Below are 17,476 nucleotides of genomic sequence, written 5' to 3' on the forward strand. Positions count from 1 at the left end.
ACCATGATTTCCCAATCGCTCAATAATCTCGTGACAGACGTGCCCGGTATCCGCGTCGGCAATGTTCAGAACCTCGATCAGCGGACGGGTGTCACAGCCCTCCTTTTCGATCGACCTGCAATAGCGTCTGGCAGCTTTCTTGGAGGTGCCCCGGCATTACGGGAAAATGCGCTGCTGGAACCTGAAATGCTTGTGGGCGGGATTGATGCCATCGTTCTGTCAGGTGGCTCCACCTATGGGTTGGATGCGACCGCAGGTGTGCAGGCATGGCTACGGGAACAGGCTGCAGATCTGCCAACCCCCGACAATCAGGTTCGTGTCCCTATTGTCGTTCAGGCAAGCCTTTTCGACCTTGTGAATGGAGGCAACAAAGAATGGGGCCGGTATTCCCCGTATGCCGAACTCGGCTACCAGGCTGCACAGGCAGCCCGTAAAGGGCAGTTCGCTCTTGGGACCACAGGAGCCGGAACCGGAGCGACGACTACCCTGCTCAGAGGAGGGCTGGGTTCTGCAAGCACCATCACGCCATCAGGGCATACCGTTGCCGCACTGATGGTGGTCAATGCCGTTGGGACTGCGACAGTTGGCAATGGCCCTCATTTCTGGAGCGCTCCGTTTGAACGGGATAATGAATTCGGCGGCTTAGGATTTCCATCACGCCTCGCGGAAAACGACCTGGCTTTGCGCATGAAGCCAAACTATGTGGCCGGTACTACGATCGGTGTTATCGCGACTGACGCGATTTTGACAAAGGCCGAAGCCAAACGCCTTGCCATCCTGGCGCAGGATGGTATCGCCCGCGGGGTCTTTCCCGCCCATCTGCCGCAGGATGGAGACGCAGTCTTTGGTATTTCTACAGGTCACGCACCAGCCCCTGCATCTGTAGAAATCTGGACGGAAATCCTGCACGCCGCGACGCAGGTTACAGCTCGTGCCATCGCCCGTGGCGTGTATGAAGCCTCACCATTGCCAGGAGAGCCCTTCCTTCCAACATGGAAGGAACGCTTTGGTGATGTGAAACAGGGAAATGTGGACCATGGCTGATATTCTGCCTGCCCCGGCCAATTTCTTCCGCGTTCCCGGGCGACGACTGGCTCTTTCCACGCTTCAAAAAGGTAGCGATACGACACTGATCTTTGTTCATGGATTAGGCGGTAACCGACAGCAGTGGCGTTTGCAGTGGGAACATTTTTCTCAGGAGAACGTCAATCTTATTGCATGGGATGCTTACGGCCATGGCGACAGTGCGCGTTCTCACCATGAACAGGCGTTCGTAAGCTCCTATGCGGTGCAGGATCTCGCTGCAATTCTGAAGGCTTATCCCTCTTCAAAGCGCATTCTTGTTGCACATTCTTTTGGATGTCGTGTGACGTTGGAATGGGTTGCGGGTCTGTTGCAGGCAGAACAGGCGGTTCCGATTGATGAGCTTATTCTTCTTGGACCGGCCTCTCTTGCTCCGTCTCTGAAGGGGCCCATGTTTGGGAACTGGATGGACCTGCTGCCCTTCTGGTTGTCATCCTTGGCACGGCCATTTTTGCAAAAACGTTTTGAAGCTCTGGCCTGGGCTTCAACGGTTGATCCAAACCTTCTGAAGGCCGAACGCAAGGCCACAAAACGCAATAGTCTTTTCATGATCAATGCTGTCCGTGCGGGAGCACAATCCATTGATCATGATGTTTTGAGACAATTCGGAAAGCCAGTGCACATTCTGGCTGGCCAGCAGGATGGCATCGTACCTCTCGAAGAAATAAAGAAACTTCAATCGCTTATGACCGGAAGTTCTCTGAACATTCTCCCGGAGTGTGGGCATCAGATCATGCTGGAGCAGCCTGCAACCGTAAATCGTTGCATTGAGAATGCTCTCAAACACCTTTCCTCTGAGCAGGAGACGCGCTCATGAGCCAGGACGTTCTCGGCAACGCAGTGTCCACAGACGACAGCAGAGCGTTACAAGGTATCAACGCTTTTATTCTCGGTTATCTGGGCTACGACCTCAAACTGGTGGAAATTCTTGGTGTCGCGGATCAGTCCGATGACTGTCTGGCGAATACTTATGCAGGACTTCTCTGGATGTTGTCCGAAACAGGAGATATCCCTGCTGAAGCATTGCGCTATCGGGACCGGGCAAGCGCCTCTTTTGATCGAGCCCTTCCACGTGAAAAACTGCTCTTTTCGGTTCTGGAAGCTTCGATAGCAGAAGATCCGGATCGAATTATTGCTCTGACGGATACGATCCTGACCGAATGGCCGCGGGATCTGGTCACACTGAAACTCAGGCAGTATCATGATTTTATTCGTGGACGGTTCACGGATATGCTGGCTATCGCCCTGAAGAGCGAAGATGCTGCAGGAGATATTGCCGCACTGCATGGAATGCTGGCGTTTGGTTTTGAACAATGCCACGACCTGACTGCGGCTGAACGCTCCGCACGACGCGCTCTTGAGATGGACCCTTCCGAGCCATGGGCGCAACATGCTCTTGCGCATGTTTTTTTGACGCAGGGACGGATTGAAGAAGGTATTGCCTTTCTGGAAGACAGGTCGGTTGGCTGGGGGCACCTGACCTCTTTCATGTACACGCATCTCTGGTGGCATCTCGCTCTATTCTATCTGGCTCAGGGCCGGGTAGCGGACGCGCTTGATATTTACGATCAGCATTGCTGGGGACGGGAGCGGAGTTTTTCGCAGGATCAGATAGGTGCTGTGTCCCTGCTCGTCCGTCTTGAACTGGCAGGTGCGGATGTGGGGCAGCGCTGGGATGATCTTGCGGAATGGCTTACCCCCAGGCAGGAGGATGTCAGTCAACCGTTCCTGAGTTTGCAATATCTCTATGGCCTTCTGAAAGCACGCCGCCCCGAGGGGGGGCATCTACTCCAGCGTATAGAGAACCTTTCAGACAAAAACCTTCCAGATCAGCAAGCCTGGACTTTAGTCGGCATTCCCCTGGCTCGTGGCCTGAAAGCCTATCTGGACCATGATCCAGTCACAGCCCAGCGATACTTTGAAGCTGCCGTCCCTCACCTTCAGGATATTGGTGGCAGCCATGCGCAACGTGATCTGTTCATGCAGATCCACAAAGATATCGTCCGTCAGCTAGTCACCCTGTCGCCCTGAAATTTCGACTCGGATTTTAGCTGCAAGTTCGAGAGATCGACACCGGCTGTCATGATCATGAATCGGGACAGCAATCATGAGTTTCGTCAGGTTTGTGGCGATCTGCAAAAGCTTGAACCTGCGTAGAAACGCTTTCTCTTGAACCCGAAAACGTACAGGCCAGCGTTTGCCCTAGCATATGCTGCTCTTCTGCTGACCAGGGAGAAGGACCGCTGTTCACAGGCGGCGGAAAGGCGATCGGGCGGCCACGTCTTAACGCCACGAAATATTGATAAAGTGATGTCGCCAGACGTTTGCCTTCTGCTTCTTCATCAGCAGCGATAATGTTCACTGTCAGCATAACATGCGGTTTGGCGCATCGTTCAGAAGGTTCAAACCTGGCGCGATAGAGGGTAATGGCTTCTTCCATCTGTGCGGGGGCGAAATGGGAAGCAAACGCATACGGAAGCCCCAGGTGAGCAGCCAAAACAGCGGAAAACAGCGATGAGCCCAAAATCCAGACCGGGACATGAAGACCCGCCCCCGGCACAGCCCTGATGAGGTGCGTGTCCTCCTCAGAGGATGGCTCAAAGTAATGAAGCAGCTCCACAACGTCCTCAGGGAACCTATCAGGCGCAGCTGGATCACGTCGAAGAGCCCGCGCCGTCCTCTGGTCTGCCCCGGGAGCGCGCCCCAGCCCAAGATCAATTCGTCCGGGGAAAAGGGTTTCCAGTGTTCCGAACTGTTCGGCAATCACCAGCGGAGAGTGATTGGGCAGCATGATACCACCTGATCCCACCCGGATACGGGTTGTCGCACCTGCTACCTGCCCGATTAGCACTGCCGTTGCGGCAGATGCAATGCCAGGCATTGCATGATGTTCAGCAAGCCAATACCGATGGAAGCCAAGGCTTTCCGCCCGTTTGGCAAACTCAATCGAATGTCGGAACGCTTCCCGCGGACCGGAACCCCGTGTGATGATCGAAAGATCAAGAACAGAAAATGGAATCATGGTCTTTATCCTCGACAGTCTGTGAGACCAGACAGATCAAAAGCGCACGCACCCGTCACTGCATCCTGATGCTCGTCCATCACATGTGTTGCGTTAAACATCCTGTCACGACTTGAGTTTTCCGCAAGGCGTTAAGGAGCGATCAAAATACCAGAAATATTTGAAGAAACAGTGCTCTTCCATATTTTCTGATGTCTGATCTTCAGCCATGCTGAGATGTCGATCCCGTTTTCCTGATCCTCATGACGCAGACTTTATAGCGGAATTCGGTTCATCAAAGGATATGGAAAATGATGCTGGCAATCTTCGCGGAGGATCTGATTCCGTCGTTCTTTCACTTTCGTTCCTGACCCTCTTTCTCGTTCTGACGGGGCTGCGTTCCATATGACAACAACCTTTGCCATTCTTCTTGCAACATCTGCGATCATTGCCGTGGTCGTCCTGATTGCGCGTTTTCGCCTGAACCCGTTCATTGTTCTCTTTAGCGTTTCACTTCTCCTTGCCCTCTGCGCCGGTATGCCTCCCAATCAGGTGGTGGCGTCTTTTGAAGCCGGTGCAGGACATGTCCTTGGGCATGTGGGAACCATCATTGCTCTGGGAACCATGCTCGGCAAAATGCTTGCTGAATCCGGAGGTGCGGACCGGATTGCCCTGACCATTTCAGAACGAGCCGGACGGCAGAGAATTGACTGGGCCATGATGGTGATCGGGCTACTGGTTGGTTTGCCGGTCTTCTTTGAAGTTGGCGTTGTTCTACTGTTTCCGCTGGCCTTCGTACTGGCAGCGCGAACCAACACGTCCATTCTTCGGGTGGCTCTCCCTATGGGAGCGGCGCTCTCCGTCACTCATGCCATGATCCCGCCCCATCCAGCGACACTTCTGGCGCTTTCCGCCTATCATGCGAATACAGGAACGACGATTTTCTGGGGGGTCATCCTCGGAACGCCTATTGCAGCCATAGCCGGCCCGCTTTTTGCGCGATTTATCAGCTCGCGTGTTCCCATCACCGAGACAAATCCGCTGGCAGAGCAGTTCGTCAGCCGCGAAATTCCTTCAAATCTTCCGGGCTTCACCATTACAGTCCTGACCATTACGTGTCCTGTCATCCTCATGCTGATCGGGTCTGCGGCTGATCTGTTTACGACGCCCAGGAGCGCGCCCAATACGTTCCTGCATTTCATTGGAAACACCGATATTGCCCTGCTGCTGGCAACAGTCATGTCCTTTTATGTTCTGGGTTTGGCGCGTGGTTTTTCCCGTGAGACAATCCTGAGATTCACCAATGAATGCCTCGGGCCAACGGCGCTCATCATGCTCCTGGTTGGTGCGGGTGGTGGCTTCGGGCGCGAACTGATCGACAGTGGCGTTTCAAAAGCCATCACGGATGCTGCTGTTAGCGCACATGTACCCCTTCTGGTTCTGGCTTGGCTTTTGGCAGCAATTGTCCGTGTTGCCTGTGGTTCATCCACTGTCGCCATGAGCACGGCTTCCGGTATCGCAGGCCCCATTTTGGCTCATTCACAGGGTGTATCACCTGAACTGATGGTGATTGCGACGGGTGCAGGATCTGTCGCTTTCGGCCCTATGAACGATGCCGGGTTCTGGCAGATGAAGGAATATCTTGGTCTGACCGTCCCCCAGACTATCAAGACATGGTCAGTTCTGGAAACGATTATTGCGGTTCTGGGGCTCCTGTTCTGCCTCGGGGCGTCCATGGTCATCTGACAGCATTGATTACAGATATACACAGGGAAAAACTCCACCATGAGTACCACTCTTTTCGATCTGACGGGCCGTCGTGCTCTCGTAACCGGCTCATCTCAGGGAATTGGTTTCAGTCTGGCCCAGGGGCTTCAGGCTGCGGGAGCCGAGATTGTTCTCAATGGTCGTGATTCTGAAAAACTGCTTGCAGCGGCCGAGAAACTGGGCGGTGTGAAAACACTCCCTTTCGACGTTACGGATCATGCTTCTGTCAAAGCTGCGATTGATCGCTTTGAGGCTGAAACTGGCCCGATCGATATTCTCGTCAACAATGCCGGAATGCAGCATCGGGCGCCTCTAGAGGATTTTCCGCCGGAGATGTTTCAGAAGGTTCTCCAGACAAACCTGACATCCATTTTCAATGTTGGTCAGGCTGTCGCGAAACATATGCTAGGCCGAAAGAGCGGAAAGATTATCAATATTGCGAGTGTGCAGACAGCCCTCGCCCGCCCGAATATTTCGCCGTACACTGCAACCAAAGGGGCCGTTGGGAACCTGACAAAAGGGATGGCCACGGAATGGGCCAGACATGGCCTGCAATGCAATGCAATTGCGCCTGGGTATTTTGATACCCCTTTGAATGCCGCTCTCGTCAATGACGCAGAGTTCTCACAATGGTTGGAGAAGCGCACTCCTGCCGGACGATGGGGCCAATTGGATGAACTGACCGGAGCCTGCATCTTCCTGGCATCCTCGGCGTCCTCGTTTGTAAATGGTCACGTTCTGTATGTGGACGGCGGGATCACCGTCTCGCTTTAAGAGAAGCTTATCGGCGCAGGAGCAGAGCCAGTAGAAATGCTGCGCCGATTGCTGAAATTACAATTCCGACTGGCAGTTCCTGAGACGGTAACAGACACCGGCTCAGGATATCTGCCAGGACCGTCAGCATCCCTCCGGCAACCATAATTGGCATGAAACTTCTTTTCAGAGCGCTGCCCCAGCGTGGACGAACAAGATGTGGAATAATCAGCCCGACAAAACCGATAGGACCACACAAAGCGACTGTCATGGCACAGCCAAAAGCGCAAACTACTAGAACACAAAGCCTAAGTTTCTGAACATGGATGCCAAGTGAAGCAGCCGTTTCTTCACCAGCCATCAGGGCATCAAGATCTCTGCGATAGATCAGAGCGCCCAATAAAACTGTCAGAAAACCAATACCGACGATGGGAAGTGCTGCCCACGACCCACCTGAAAAACTTCCCATCGTCCAGAAGAGCACGGATTGTGCCGTATTTCGGTCGCCCCAGAAAATCAGAAGGTTGGTCAGTGTTGAAAAAACAAATGAGACCGCAAGCCCCGAGAGTAAGACACGCTCGGTCGAAATCACACGATTTTTCTTTCTTCTGGCAGCAATCAGCAGAAGCAGAGTAGCCGTAGCAAACAACGCTCCTGTTGCAGCTCCAATTGCTGCCGTCCAAATGCCGAGCATGTCACCACATAAAACGATGACCGCAACGGCCCCTGTTGCTGCCCCAGAGGACAGACCAAACAGAAAAGGATCGGCCAGAGGATTTCGTGTTGCGGCCTGAAGAAGGGCACCTGCCCCGCCAAGCGTAGCCCCTGTTAGAAAAGCGAGAAAAAATCTGGGTATTCGTAATGACCATATAATGCGTGCAGCAATGTCATGACTGTAAGGCCCTGCCCAGAAAGCTACTTTTAACGTCTGCCAGGATAGCGACGCGCTACCAAGCGCAATTTCCAGAAAACAAAGTCCGACAATAACAGGTATGGCAACACAAAGACTATTTTTCCGGGTCATGGCTTAGTCTCGGGATGCAGAAATACGGATATTTTTTCAATGGCATCAATATTGGCTGGAGAAGGCGTCATTTCATCATAACGTACAGCCATAATACGATTAGCTTTTAACGCCGCAGTCTCAATCAAAAGAGGATGACTTTTCAAAAAGGCCAGGCTTTGTTCAATACCGCCGCCATAATCGACGATCAAAATAGCTTCTGGATCTCTGACAGCAACGCTTTCCCATGAGGCAGGCCCCCAGTTTGTCGGTAGATCTCTGAAAATATTTTGCCCACCTCCCAGATGCATCAATTCTGTCGCGAGGGCATATTTTCCGGCCGTAAAAGGACGATCCCGGCCGCTATCATAAAGAAACACGCGCACAGGAGGACGTCCTGCCAGCTGCTTCTGAACAGCTTGAACTCGTATTTTCCAGCCACTTACAAGGCTTTGAGCTTCTGTTGTGCGATCAAAAACCTGTCCCAAACGTTCTTCATCACCATACAGCAAGTCCAGCGTCGGAAGCGCATAGACCTGCCCCGCTCTCATGCAGCTCTCGGAGAGAACAAGTGTCGGAATACCCTGTGCGGCCAACGTCTCCGGTGTGACGTCCCCTCCCACGTGCATTCCGTAGTTCCAGCCCGCAAAGAAGAAATCCGTTCCAGCGTTCAGAAGCTGCTCAAGTGTTGGATAATGTGTAGCGATTTCCGGAAGATCGCCGAGTTCTTTCTCGAATACGGGTGTTCGCTTGTTCCAGCCAGAAATTCCGGTCACTCCCGTCATGAATGGCTGTAAGTGGAGCGCAAAAGCCATTTCTGCCATGTTGACATCATGAACGACGGCATGGGTTGGCCTATGCGTTATGGTTACTGGCTTACCGCAACTTTGGATCGTGACCGGATAAGAAAATGCGCTCTGAATACTCAGAAGCGTGCCCAGACCAAATGCTTTCAGACAGTTTTTCACGGCTGTATCGGTCTGAACAAAAGCGACACATGTCCATCGTCGAGCGTAACCTGATGCGCTTTCTGGTTAAATGCCAGCTCGAACATCGGCGAAAACAGAACCTTCCGGGACGCGTCATCCATAATCAGACGTCCCTCTCTCAACAGGAGCGTTCTATCTGCAAAATCAGGAACAAGAGAAAGATCATGCAAAACAGCAAGAATAGTCATGGGAAGCGTTCGAAGCAGGGTCAGAAGTTCTGAACGTGCGGATAAATCCAAATGATTGGTCGGTTCATCCAGCAGTAGGATACGAGGGGTTTGCGCCAGACAGCGCGCCAGCATAACACGCTGGCGCTCTCCGCCTGACAGGCTTCCCATGGTGCGCGGCATTAATGAACTGATACGACAATGATGAATGGCAGTCTGTATTGCGGCCTTCCCTTCAGTCGATGCTTCAATTCCTTGAAAGGGTAATCGGCCAAGAGCAACGTAATCAGAGACAAGAAACTCTGATGCAACATCATCGCTTTGGGACAACCATGCAATCTGCCGAGCGATTTCTCGCCGTGTCAGATTGTGGAGTGGTTGGCCAGCAAGTATGACGCAGCCACTGGAGGGTTTCAACAAGCCTGCCAGGAGTTTTAGCAAAGTGCTCTTGCCGGCACCGTTCGGCCCGATAATCGCAATATGTTCACCAGCCCTGACGGAGAAATCCGCCAGAGCCAAAGCCTCCTCGTATCCTAATCCTGTAGCCTGCAGCATGATGTCTGACACTGTCAGAAGCCGGCCTGAAGGCTGATGGAAAAGGATCGTGGGGCTCCGAGCATCACTTCGCTTGGATAGCTTGTGTCAGCCCATTGGATGAAGTGCTTGTTACCCACATTGTCAATCCGGCCATACACCGTGACACCACGATAAGCGTGCCATGCAGCAAAAAGATTAACCAGAGCATAATCTTTCAAACTCAGTGTGTTAGCATAATCTCCTTGACGTGCAGAGACGTATCTCATTCCTGCCCCAAGATCGACTGGCAGATCCGCGATGTGGGACCAGACACCCCAGAGATTGGCCGTCACCGCAGGAACATTCGGGACTTGATTGCCTGACGCATTCACGGATGCTGACGGATGGAAAGAGCCATATCGCGACCACGTGTATGCGACGTTTCCGGAGAGGCTCCAGTGTTTGCCAAGTGTCAGATCCCCCTGCCATTCCACACCACGAGATTTCTGCACCCCGGCCGTCGCAACGGTATCGACCCCTGTTGCGACCAGAACGCGGGTTCGCCGGATATCGTAGAGGGATAACGTCGAGGTCAGATGCCCTTTCCAGAACGATCCCTTGGCTCCTATTTCGCCCTGTCGAGAGCGGCTCAACTGACTGAACTGACCTTTGTTGACGAGGAAAATATTAGAGCCTGGTGGGTCCTCGGCGGTCGTATAAACACCATAAAGACTGATGTTGTCCGTCAGATCATAAACAGGACCAATACGGAAATTGGCAGGGTGGTAGGTGCCTTTGAAGCTTGTTCCCGCGTTAAAAGTCCCATTCTGCCTGTAATTCTGACGATCCAGTTTCAGCCAGTCATAACGGAAACCTCCTACAACCCGAAAGTTATCGCGGATTGTCAGCACATCTTCCATGAAGATACCGGCATCAACCATCGTTGTGGGTGACTTTGTGTAAGGATACTCGCCGGCAAAGCTACCCGTTTGCGTCCGTTCCGGACTGGCCAAAGAAACGCTGTCTGCATAATTAGCATCAGGAAACCCACGGTTTCGGATCAGCCGTACATAATAGGCATCCCCGCCGACCACGAGACGGTTTTTCATTCCAAAGAGATGGAAATCAAACTGTCCATCCACGGTGTCTCCAACCTGATGCTGGTTCATGTAAACATAGAACCGATCACGACCTACGCGTCCTGGAGCGATTGCGTTTCCGCTCGCATCTGTCTGGCCCGGGGTGCTGATATAGCTATAGGACTCAGCATTGTTCCATGTACGATTGGCATACACGACATAAGTTTTGTTATGAAAAGCTGTATTTACAGTGGGTTGCCACGTTAAATGCAGTGTGGGTGTTACGTTGACCGAACCTGCTTTGGCGTCCTTTGTATTGTAATATCGCCATAGCGAAGACCGGCTGACCCCAAGCCCTTTGGAGGAAGACAGCAAACCGCCGACCCCATCATGCACCTGAGAGAGTGGAACAAGAGGCGTTCCGTAATAGGTTGAAAGTCGATCCGTGAGATAGTCCACGCTCAGACGAGCTGTGAACTTTTTAGACGGATGCCAGAGCAATGTTGTCGTAAAATCGTTACTGTGCGGGTCGGCCCCTGCGACATACCCGTCTGAGGACGTGCGGCTGAAATCACTGCGGATTGCCAAGGTATCAGTGATGGGAACAGAGCCTCCAACACCTGCATTCCAGGTATTAAAGCTGCCATAGGACACAAGCGCATTCGCATGAGGACCATCGAATGCAGGGTCGCGTGTTCGCATGTCCACGGTCCCGCCCACAGCACCCTGCCCGTACAGAACGGATGATGGACCTTTAAGAACCTGAACGCTCTCTAGGTTAAAGCTGTTAAGTGGACGGTTCACCATGGTGGTTGGGCCATAATAGATCCCGTCCCGCAGGATCAGAACCTGATTTCCACTGAAGCCACGCATCATCATCTGGGCCGGACTTCCGGGGGAGCCGCCAGATGACACGCCCGGAGCACTATCGGCGGCCTCTTCAGCGTGAGCATAGCCCCGCTGCTCCATAACACTTCGCTGGACGACGTTGATGGTTGCAGGGTTATGCCGAACCGTTAGCTCAAGCCGTCCGCCAATTGCCGCTGTGTCTTTGAGAGACTGCATCCGGCCATGTGCGGTAATGTGCTCTTCTTTTACTTTTGTTTCGGTATTCCGAACGTCTTCCGTCTGGGCAAATGCTGGTTGGAACACAGTGAGTGCCGCGACAGGCAGGGCACCAACAAAACTCTTTTTCCTCATGGATAACGCAAACTTCACTCAACAATGCGTCACTACGATGAGTGAGAGAAGAAGACTCTCACTGCGTCCGGTGCACCCCGCCCTTCCGCTTCGTCTGTAACCATTTTCGATGGCAGGTCTCCTGGCTCGCGGATCAATGACAGGTCACAAACCTTCCCAAAGCAGATGCTTCAGTGGTCGGGCGTAAAAGCCTCTGTGTGATCTGTCTCACCACTTACAGTTGCGGGGGCAGCCACAGCATTTCACTGCGTTCCCTTTTCATCCCCTCTCGGGGAACCATCCGTGAGCAAGGGACATAACCGAAACTCCAAAACAGTCAAACATATATGTTATAACATAACAATATGCTTTTTGAATTAAATTTAGTTTTGGTATTGCAATATTGATGAAGTGAGACAAACCAGCGCAGCAGACCTGTTCTGAACGATTCCCCTATGGGGTATATATATCAAACATTTTCCAAGGTTTATGATCCCCCTGAAAACTCTTGGAAAATCGCTTCGCAACACCTCTATATTGAAAAAACATTTAACTTTCATATTGCTCTTTTTGAGAATGAGTATCATTTCCAAAAATAGTTCGCAGAAATATATGTAACATTCCCGCGAACACTCACTCTTGCTGGAGGTAGTCAGACCATTCCATGAAACCTGTCCTGTCGGGTTCCTTACCCCGGAAGAAGCTTTATCCTGCGTTGTTCACAGCTTTTTTGCTGTCCGGGTCATGGACTGGCGCATTTGCCGCTACGTCTGACGATACTGGGAAACCTGAAGACGGACATAAAAAACTCCTTCCCACGGCTTCGACCAAAACCCCTTCCGTTCACCAGGGCAGCAAAACACAAGCACATTCAAACGCTCAGGACGACAACGAGCCGCCCGGAAGCATCGAACAGCTTCTTGTGGAAGGTCACCGCAAGGATGCATCTACGGATGGGACCGGCACCTATACTGTCTCGGCTGTTTCTACGACCAAGATGCTGCTTAAGCCCATGGACGTTCCTCAATCCATCTCGGTGCTTAGTAGCCAGCAGATGAAAGACCAGAATCTCAATACGGTTGATGCTGCCCTCAAACAGGTCGCTGGTGTCAACGTCAACATGTATGGAGATGGAACTGGCGGATACACAGCGCGTGGATTTACTCTGCAGGCGCGGTATGACGGCGTTCCATCCATGGGGGGACTGACCCTCAGCCAGCAGTATGATCTGGCAATCTATGACCGTATCGAGGTTCTGCGCGGACCAGATGGCATGCTACAGGGCTCCAGCACACCTGGTGGTAGCGTCAATTTCGTGCACAAGCGCCCAACCAACGATTTCCAGGGAAATGCCTCGTTCTCTGCCGGGTCATGGAATAACTATCACGCCACACTGGACGTGGGTGGACCCATCGCACATTCAAAGATCATCTCTGCACGTCTCGTATTTGCAGGGACTGATCGCAATCAGTTCTACAACAACGCCTACGACCGTCGGTGGACGATTTATGGCGTAACAGATGTCCATCTGACCCGCCGTGACACACTGACTGTTTCAGTCACGTCCCAGACCAACGATACAACGCGCTATATGGGGCTTCCCCGTGCCAGCAACGGTGCGGATTTGAATCTGCCAACCAGTACCTTTGTTGGCGCTAACTGGGGGAAATCCGAAGTACCCATGACGGAAGTAGAAGCTCAACTCGAGCATCTGTTTTCACATGGATGGCGCGGGCGCATTAACTATCGGCACCGAACGGCTGATACAACGCTGCAATATGCATACCTCAATGCCTATAACGCTACGGCCCGAACCGGAAATTTTGTCGTCGCCAATACTCGGTATGACGAAACCAATGATGGCCTGGATGCCTATGTCACGGGGCCAGTGCATCTTTTCGGGCAGCGACATACCCTGATGATGGGCGCCAATTATGACCGCTACGTCTATGAAGGTGGCGGAGCCAGCGTAAATTCCCGCAGCTATGCTGCGCTGGGAGGAATTCCGCTGACGGCCTCAGGCTCTATTCCATCCCTTGCGCTTCCTACGATCAGCAATCGCTATTGGGAGCCCTCGACCCAGTGGGGCGTGTACGGCCAGGCACAAATCAAACCGATTTCACCTTTTGCTATTCTGATTGGCGGTCGCGTTAGTGGTTACGTCAGCAAGACGCGTCGTATTTCCCCAACCGTTGGCACAACCAGCACCGACATTGATCAACAAGGTATTCTGACCCCTTATATCGGCGGCGTTCTCCATCTGCGTCCAAACGTCACGGCTTATGTCAGCTATGTTTCTACCTTCTCCCCGCAATCAGCTTTCGACACAACGGGGCGCCTTGCCCCTGTTCGAGGCAATCAGCTTGAGGGTGGTATCAAGGGTGAGTTCTTTAAAGGCCATCTGGGCATGACCCTGTCAGGCTACAAGATCATCCAGAAGAACGAAGCAATCTACAACAGTACGATTGGTGCCATCTGTGGGCCGGGTGGGGTGGATGACTGTTATGTCGCTACCGGAAAGACCCGCAGTCAAGGTGCTGAAGCCGAACTGATTGGTCGCCCGCTGGAAGGATGGGACATCAACGCCAGCTACACATATAACGACAACAAGATCGTCAATAATGGCAATGCGACCCAGGCCGGCCTGACCTATGCCGGGAACTCACCCAAGCACTTGTGGAAGCTGTGGACGCATTATCGCTTTGAACCTTATCATGGGGCACAGAAAAACATTTGGAGTATCGGAGGTGGTCTGAATGCCCAGACCAGCACTTTTGGTACCAACCGCACCGTCACTCAGGGCGGCTATATCATTGGATCTGTTCAAGCCAGCTATCAGTGGAACAAATATCTGTCCCTGTCTGCAACATTGAACAACATCGCCAACAAACGTTACTACCAGCGCCTCGGTAATCTTTACTACTATAACTACTACGGAGAGCCGAGAAACTTCATGTTTACGCTCCGATCAAACTTCTGACGCCGGCTTTAGGCTGCTCTACAAATTGACTGAAACACACCGTGGCTCAAAGGATACGGAGGCACGGTGTTAAGCGCCTGGGGAGCAGTTTTCTCTGTATGTGTGCCTGTCCCTACCGTACCGGGATCGGTCTGCTTGGACCACATCAACAGCATGATGAGAGCTGCGAGAACGATAATAATTGTTAGAAGAACCCAACGTTTTTCCATGATCTTTCTCCGGCTGCCGCTGGAACACGAGGCGTGTGCAGCCCTCCATGGAAGAAAACACTCGGGAGAGATAAGTTTTCTTCACACAAAAGAAAATAATGCCTCTTAATCCAAGATAGCCTTTTTCCATGGGTGTACGCTTGGAGCAGATCACATAGACGGAGAAAGTACCATGTCAGATCTCGCGACATGATACTCCACTCCCCGGCGACCACGCAGATATCCTTTATCGTTGCCAAAGGATGAAAGGCGCCTCCAGAGGAACGCACAGACCGTCAATAACGGGTATTATACGAAGCGTATAATCAGAGATTTCTCCCTCCAGATTCACATCTGTCTCGTAAGCGATCCACCCATCCTGAAGATCTTCAGTTCGATGGAGAGGTACGATTCGCACCTTCTCCTCTATTGGCTCGGCATAAAGCTGAACATCAAGCAGTTTTGGATCGAGCGTTCCGGGATGGATGAAAGCATGAGTAGATTTGCCATTATCTTTACCAGAAATGACCACTTCTCCAATCCGAAGACTACTCCATCCTGCCTGAAGCATTTTACTACGATCAAACGCATCCTTGGCAGAGGCGTTATTAATCTGATGCCGCTCTCTGTAGCGCTCTGACAGAGGCAGATAGAACGTCTCCGTATATTCGCGAACAGTGCGGTTTGCAGAAAAATGCGGTGTCAGACGAGCCATGCTCTCCCGGATTTTGGCGGTCCAGGCCCGAGGAATGCCTTGTTCATCCCGCTCGAAAAACTCTGGCAAAACGTGCTCTTCCAGCAGTCGATACAGCTCCTGCGCATCCATATGATCGAAAGCCGGGTCCCCTCCATGCTCCAACCCATCCCCCAATGCCCATCCGACTTCCGGAGTATAAGCTTCCGCCCACCATCCGTCCCTTTCAGAGAGATTCAGGCCACCATTCACCAGAACCTTCATGCCGCTCGTGCCGCTGGCTTCCCACGGACGACGCGGCGTATTCAGCCAGAGATCTACGCCCTGGACCATCTTCTGTGCGAGAGCCATATCGTAATCCGCCAGAAAGACGACTTTGCCCACGATATCCTGACGCTGACAAAAGTTGACCCAGCGCGTAATCATGGCCTGCCCCTCCATGTCTTTGGGGTGAGCTTTTCCAGCCAGAATGATCTGAACAGGGCGGTTTTCGTCTTTCAGAAGTCTGACAAGCCGTTCCTCATCATGCAGAATAAGATCCGGCCGCTTGTAAGTCGCAAATCGTCTGGCAAACCCGATCGTAAGTGCGTCTGGCCTGAGAGAGGGCGTTGGCAGGCACCATAGCCCATCCTCTCCGACAGTACATTGTCGGGAGGGAAGCTCTTCGGATAACGCCTGAAGAAGACCACGCCTTGAGGCGCATCTCATTTGCCATAAACTTTCTTCGTCCAGATGACGGACAGCCTCTCCCAGTCCTTCGAGCGTTCCCTGCCAGCGTCCCTTCCCCGCTATTCTGGTCCAGAGATCATCCGCTGCAACAGAATCCCACGTAGGCGTATGAACACCATTGGTAACGAAGGAAACCGGAACTTCCCTTTGTGGCCAACGAGGAAACAACGGAGCAAAAAGAGAGCGACTTACCTCTCCGTGCAACTGGCTGACACCATTCACGGCACAACTGCTTTTCATGGCCAGATAGGCCATGTTGAAGAACTCATCCGTATTCTCGGGATTGAGTCTCCCGAGGGCCAGAAACTCCTGAATGGGGAGGCCGAGACGCTCTTCCGAATAAAACGTCAGATGGCTTTCGATGAGTTTAGGCGGGAAAAGATCAAATCCGGCAGGAACAGCGGTATGGGTTGTAAAAAGTGTCCCGGCCCGAGCGATAATTTGTGCTTGTGAAAACGGAATATTCAGGTCTTCTGCAATGCAGCGGGCTCTTTCCAGCGCGGCGAAGGCTGCATGCCCTTCATTCAGATGGCAGATCTCTGGTCTATGTCCGAGAGCATGGAGAAGCCGCCAGCCTCCAATACCCAAAACCATTTCCTGACGCAGTCGAAGTTCAGCATCGCCTCCGTAAAGCTGCGTGGTAATGCAGCGAATGGCGGGAGGGTTGGAAGGGTCATTCGTATCCAGAAGATACAGGGTTGCCCGCCCAATGACGGCCTTCCAGGCACGGAGCCAGATTTCCCCCGTCGCAGTCTGGACAGATAGGCGAAACCATTCGCCGTCAGGCGTTAGAACGGGCTGAATAGGGAGATGAGCGGGGTCATTAAAGGGATAAAGGGCTTTCTGCGTGCCTTCAGGCGTAATTTCCTGCCGGAAATACCCTTGTGCATACAGGAGCCCTACCGCGACAACTGGTACACCCAGATCACTGGCGGCTTTGAGTTGATCGGCGGCTACATTTCCCAACCCACCTGAATAAATGGGAAGAGCCTCGCTAAGCATGAATTCCATGCTGAAATAGGCGACTTCAGACAGACTGCTTTCCGGGTATTTTTGAGTAAACCAGGTACGCCGTTCGAGTTCGTACTTCCGTCGCGCCATACTGGCTTTTATCAACGCCTTGGTGTCAGGATCACTCAGAGCTGCTGCAAGGTCTGATTTGGGTGTCCTGGTCAGCGTAATCCAGGGATTGCGCGTTTTTTCCCAGAGGTCAGGATTGATACTTTGCCACAGAAGATCGGCTTCATGGTTCCAGGTCCAGTGAAGATCCAGTGCGAGAATTTTCAAAGCTGTTTCTGTCGTCCGTGATGGACGGGATGATGTTGCAGTCATTAGACCGGAACTCCCA

General features: G+C 52.5%; 11 protein-coding genes, 1 pseudogene and 1 riboswitch. Of the genes and pseudogenes, 6 read left to right on the forward strand and 6 right to left on the reverse strand.

The genetic code is table 11. From position 1 onward, the window contains the following. Window positions 1–3: 3 nt before the first annotated feature. The 3 genes from AC3B6F_RS10070 to AC3B6F_RS10080 are packed head-to-tail and all read left to right on the forward strand — an operon-like array spanning window position 4 to window position 3,114. Window positions 4–1,044, forward strand: coding sequence for a P1 family peptidase (locus AC3B6F_RS10070; protein ID WP_489824247.1), 1,041 nt, complete (start codon window positions 4–6; stop codon window positions 1,042–1,044). Then, window positions 1,037–1,900 (forward strand): alpha/beta fold hydrolase, encoded by an 864-nt coding sequence (locus AC3B6F_RS10075; protein ID WP_489824248.1) that lies wholly within the window; start codon window positions 1,037–1,039, stop codon window positions 1,898–1,900. Before AC3B6F_RS10070 ends, AC3B6F_RS10075 begins: the two co-directional genes overlap by 8 nt. Beyond that, on the forward strand, window positions 1,897–3,114 hold the full coding sequence (locus AC3B6F_RS10080) for a tetratricopeptide repeat protein (protein WP_489824249.1): 1,218 nt from the start codon (window positions 1,897–1,899) through the stop codon (window positions 3,112–3,114). The genes AC3B6F_RS10075 and AC3B6F_RS10080 overlap by 4 nt, the downstream gene beginning before the upstream one ends. Here AC3B6F_RS10080 and AC3B6F_RS10085 read toward each other — a convergent pair. Beyond that, a pseudogene (locus AC3B6F_RS10085) lies at window positions 3,094–4,105 on the reverse strand (LLM class flavin-dependent oxidoreductase). The gene AC3B6F_RS10080 and the pseudogene AC3B6F_RS10085 overlap by 21 nt on opposite strands. Window positions 4,106–4,489: 384 nt before the next feature. Between AC3B6F_RS10085 and AC3B6F_RS10090 the strand changes: the two are divergent. Next, window positions 4,490–5,830 (forward strand): GntT/GntP/DsdX family permease, encoded by a 1,341-nt coding sequence (locus AC3B6F_RS10090; protein ID WP_489824250.1) that lies wholly within the window; start codon window positions 4,490–4,492, stop codon window positions 5,828–5,830. Window positions 5,831–5,869: 39 nt separating this feature from the next. Further along, window positions 5,870–6,625 (forward strand): SDR family oxidoreductase, encoded by a 756-nt coding sequence (locus tag AC3B6F_RS10095; protein ID WP_426066972.1) that lies wholly within the window; start codon window positions 5,870–5,872, stop codon window positions 6,623–6,625. A gap of 7 nt (window positions 6,626–6,632) precedes the next feature. Here the strand turns inward: AC3B6F_RS10095 and AC3B6F_RS10100 are convergent, their stop codons facing one another. Genes AC3B6F_RS10100 through AC3B6F_RS10115 form a run of 4 tightly spaced genes read right to left on the reverse strand, consistent with a single transcriptional unit; the run spans window position 6,633 to window position 11,558 of the window. Further along, on the reverse strand, window positions 6,633–7,628 hold the full coding sequence (locus AC3B6F_RS10100; RefSeq protein ID WP_489824251.1) for a FecCD family ABC transporter permease: 996 nt from the start codon (window positions 7,626–7,628) through the stop codon (window positions 6,633–6,635). Further along, window positions 7,625–8,575, reverse strand: coding sequence for an ABC transporter substrate-binding protein (locus AC3B6F_RS10105; protein ID WP_489824252.1), 951 nt, complete (start codon window positions 8,573–8,575; stop codon window positions 7,625–7,627). Before AC3B6F_RS10105 ends, AC3B6F_RS10100 begins: the two co-directional genes overlap by 4 nt. After that, window positions 8,572–9,318, reverse strand: a complete 747-nt coding sequence (locus tag AC3B6F_RS10110) for an ABC transporter ATP-binding protein (RefSeq protein WP_489824253.1) — start codon at window positions 9,316–9,318, stop codon at window positions 8,572–8,574. Before AC3B6F_RS10110 ends, AC3B6F_RS10105 begins: the two co-directional genes overlap by 4 nt. Before the next feature lie 14 nt (window positions 9,319–9,332). Next, the gene (locus AC3B6F_RS10115; protein ID WP_489824254.1) at window positions 9,333–11,558 is read right to left on the reverse strand and encodes a TonB-dependent receptor; all 2,226 of its coding nucleotides are present in this window, start codon (window positions 11,556–11,558) and stop codon (window positions 9,333–9,335) included. Window positions 11,559–11,652: 94 nt separating this feature from the next. Further along, a riboswitch (cobalamin riboswitch) is annotated at window positions 11,653–11,854 on the reverse strand. Window positions 11,855–12,201: 347 nt separating this feature from the next. On the opposite strand from AC3B6F_RS10115, the gene AC3B6F_RS10120 reads away from it, so the two are divergent. Then, window positions 12,202–14,517 carry a TonB-dependent siderophore receptor gene (locus AC3B6F_RS10120; RefSeq protein WP_489824255.1) on the forward strand — a complete coding sequence of 772 codons (2,316 nt, stop codon included), beginning with the start codon at window positions 12,202–12,204 and terminating at the stop codon, window positions 14,515–14,517. 435 nt (window positions 14,518–14,952) lie between these two features. Here AC3B6F_RS10120 and glgP read toward each other — a convergent pair whose 3' ends face one another. Continuing rightward, a complete protein-coding gene (gene glgP, locus AC3B6F_RS10125; RefSeq protein ID WP_489824256.1) occupies window positions 14,953–17,460 on the reverse strand; it encodes an alpha-glucan family phosphorylase in 2,508 nt (835 codons plus the stop codon). Window positions 17,461–17,476 lie beyond the last annotated feature (16 nt).

The sequence above is a fragment of the Gluconobacter sp. ESL1110 genome (assembly GCF_058107395.1).

What these genes read in the sequence shown, in the direction of transcription:
- AC3B6F_RS10070 (WP_489824247.1), top strand. Translation starts at nt 4, where the DNA reads ATGATTTCCCAATCGCTCAATAATCTCGTGACAGACGTGCCCGGTATC.
- AC3B6F_RS10075 (WP_489824248.1), top strand. Translation starts at nt 1,037, where the DNA reads ATGGCTGATATTCTGCCTGCCCCGGCCAATTTCTTCCGCGTTCCCGGG.
- AC3B6F_RS10080 (WP_489824249.1), top strand. Translation starts at nt 1,897, where the DNA reads ATGAGCCAGGACGTTCTCGGCAACGCAGTGTCCACAGACGACAGCAGA.
- AC3B6F_RS10090 (WP_489824250.1), top strand. Translation starts at nt 4,490, where the DNA reads ATGACAACAACCTTTGCCATTCTTCTTGCAACATCTGCGATCATTGCC.
- AC3B6F_RS10095 (WP_426066972.1), top strand. Translation starts at nt 5,870, where the DNA reads ATGAGTACCACTCTTTTCGATCTGACGGGCCGTCGTGCTCTCGTAACC.
- AC3B6F_RS10100 (WP_489824251.1), bottom strand. Translation starts at nt 7,628, where the DNA reads ATGACCCGGAAAAATAGTCTTTGTGTTGCCATACCTGTTATTGTCGGA.
- AC3B6F_RS10110 (WP_489824253.1), bottom strand. Translation starts at nt 9,318, where the DNA reads ATGCTGCAGGCTACAGGATTAGGATACGAGGAGGCTTTGGCTCTGGCG.
- AC3B6F_RS10115 (WP_489824254.1), bottom strand. Translation starts at nt 11,558, where the DNA reads ATGAGGAAAAAGAGTTTTGTTGGTGCCCTGCCTGTCGCGGCACTCACT.
- AC3B6F_RS10120 (WP_489824255.1), top strand. Translation starts at nt 12,202, where the DNA reads ATGAAACCTGTCCTGTCGGGTTCCTTACCCCGGAAGAAGCTTTATCCT.
- glgP (WP_489824256.1), bottom strand. Translation starts at nt 17,460, where the DNA reads ATGACTGCAACATCATCCCGTCCATCACGGACGACAGAAACAGCTTTG.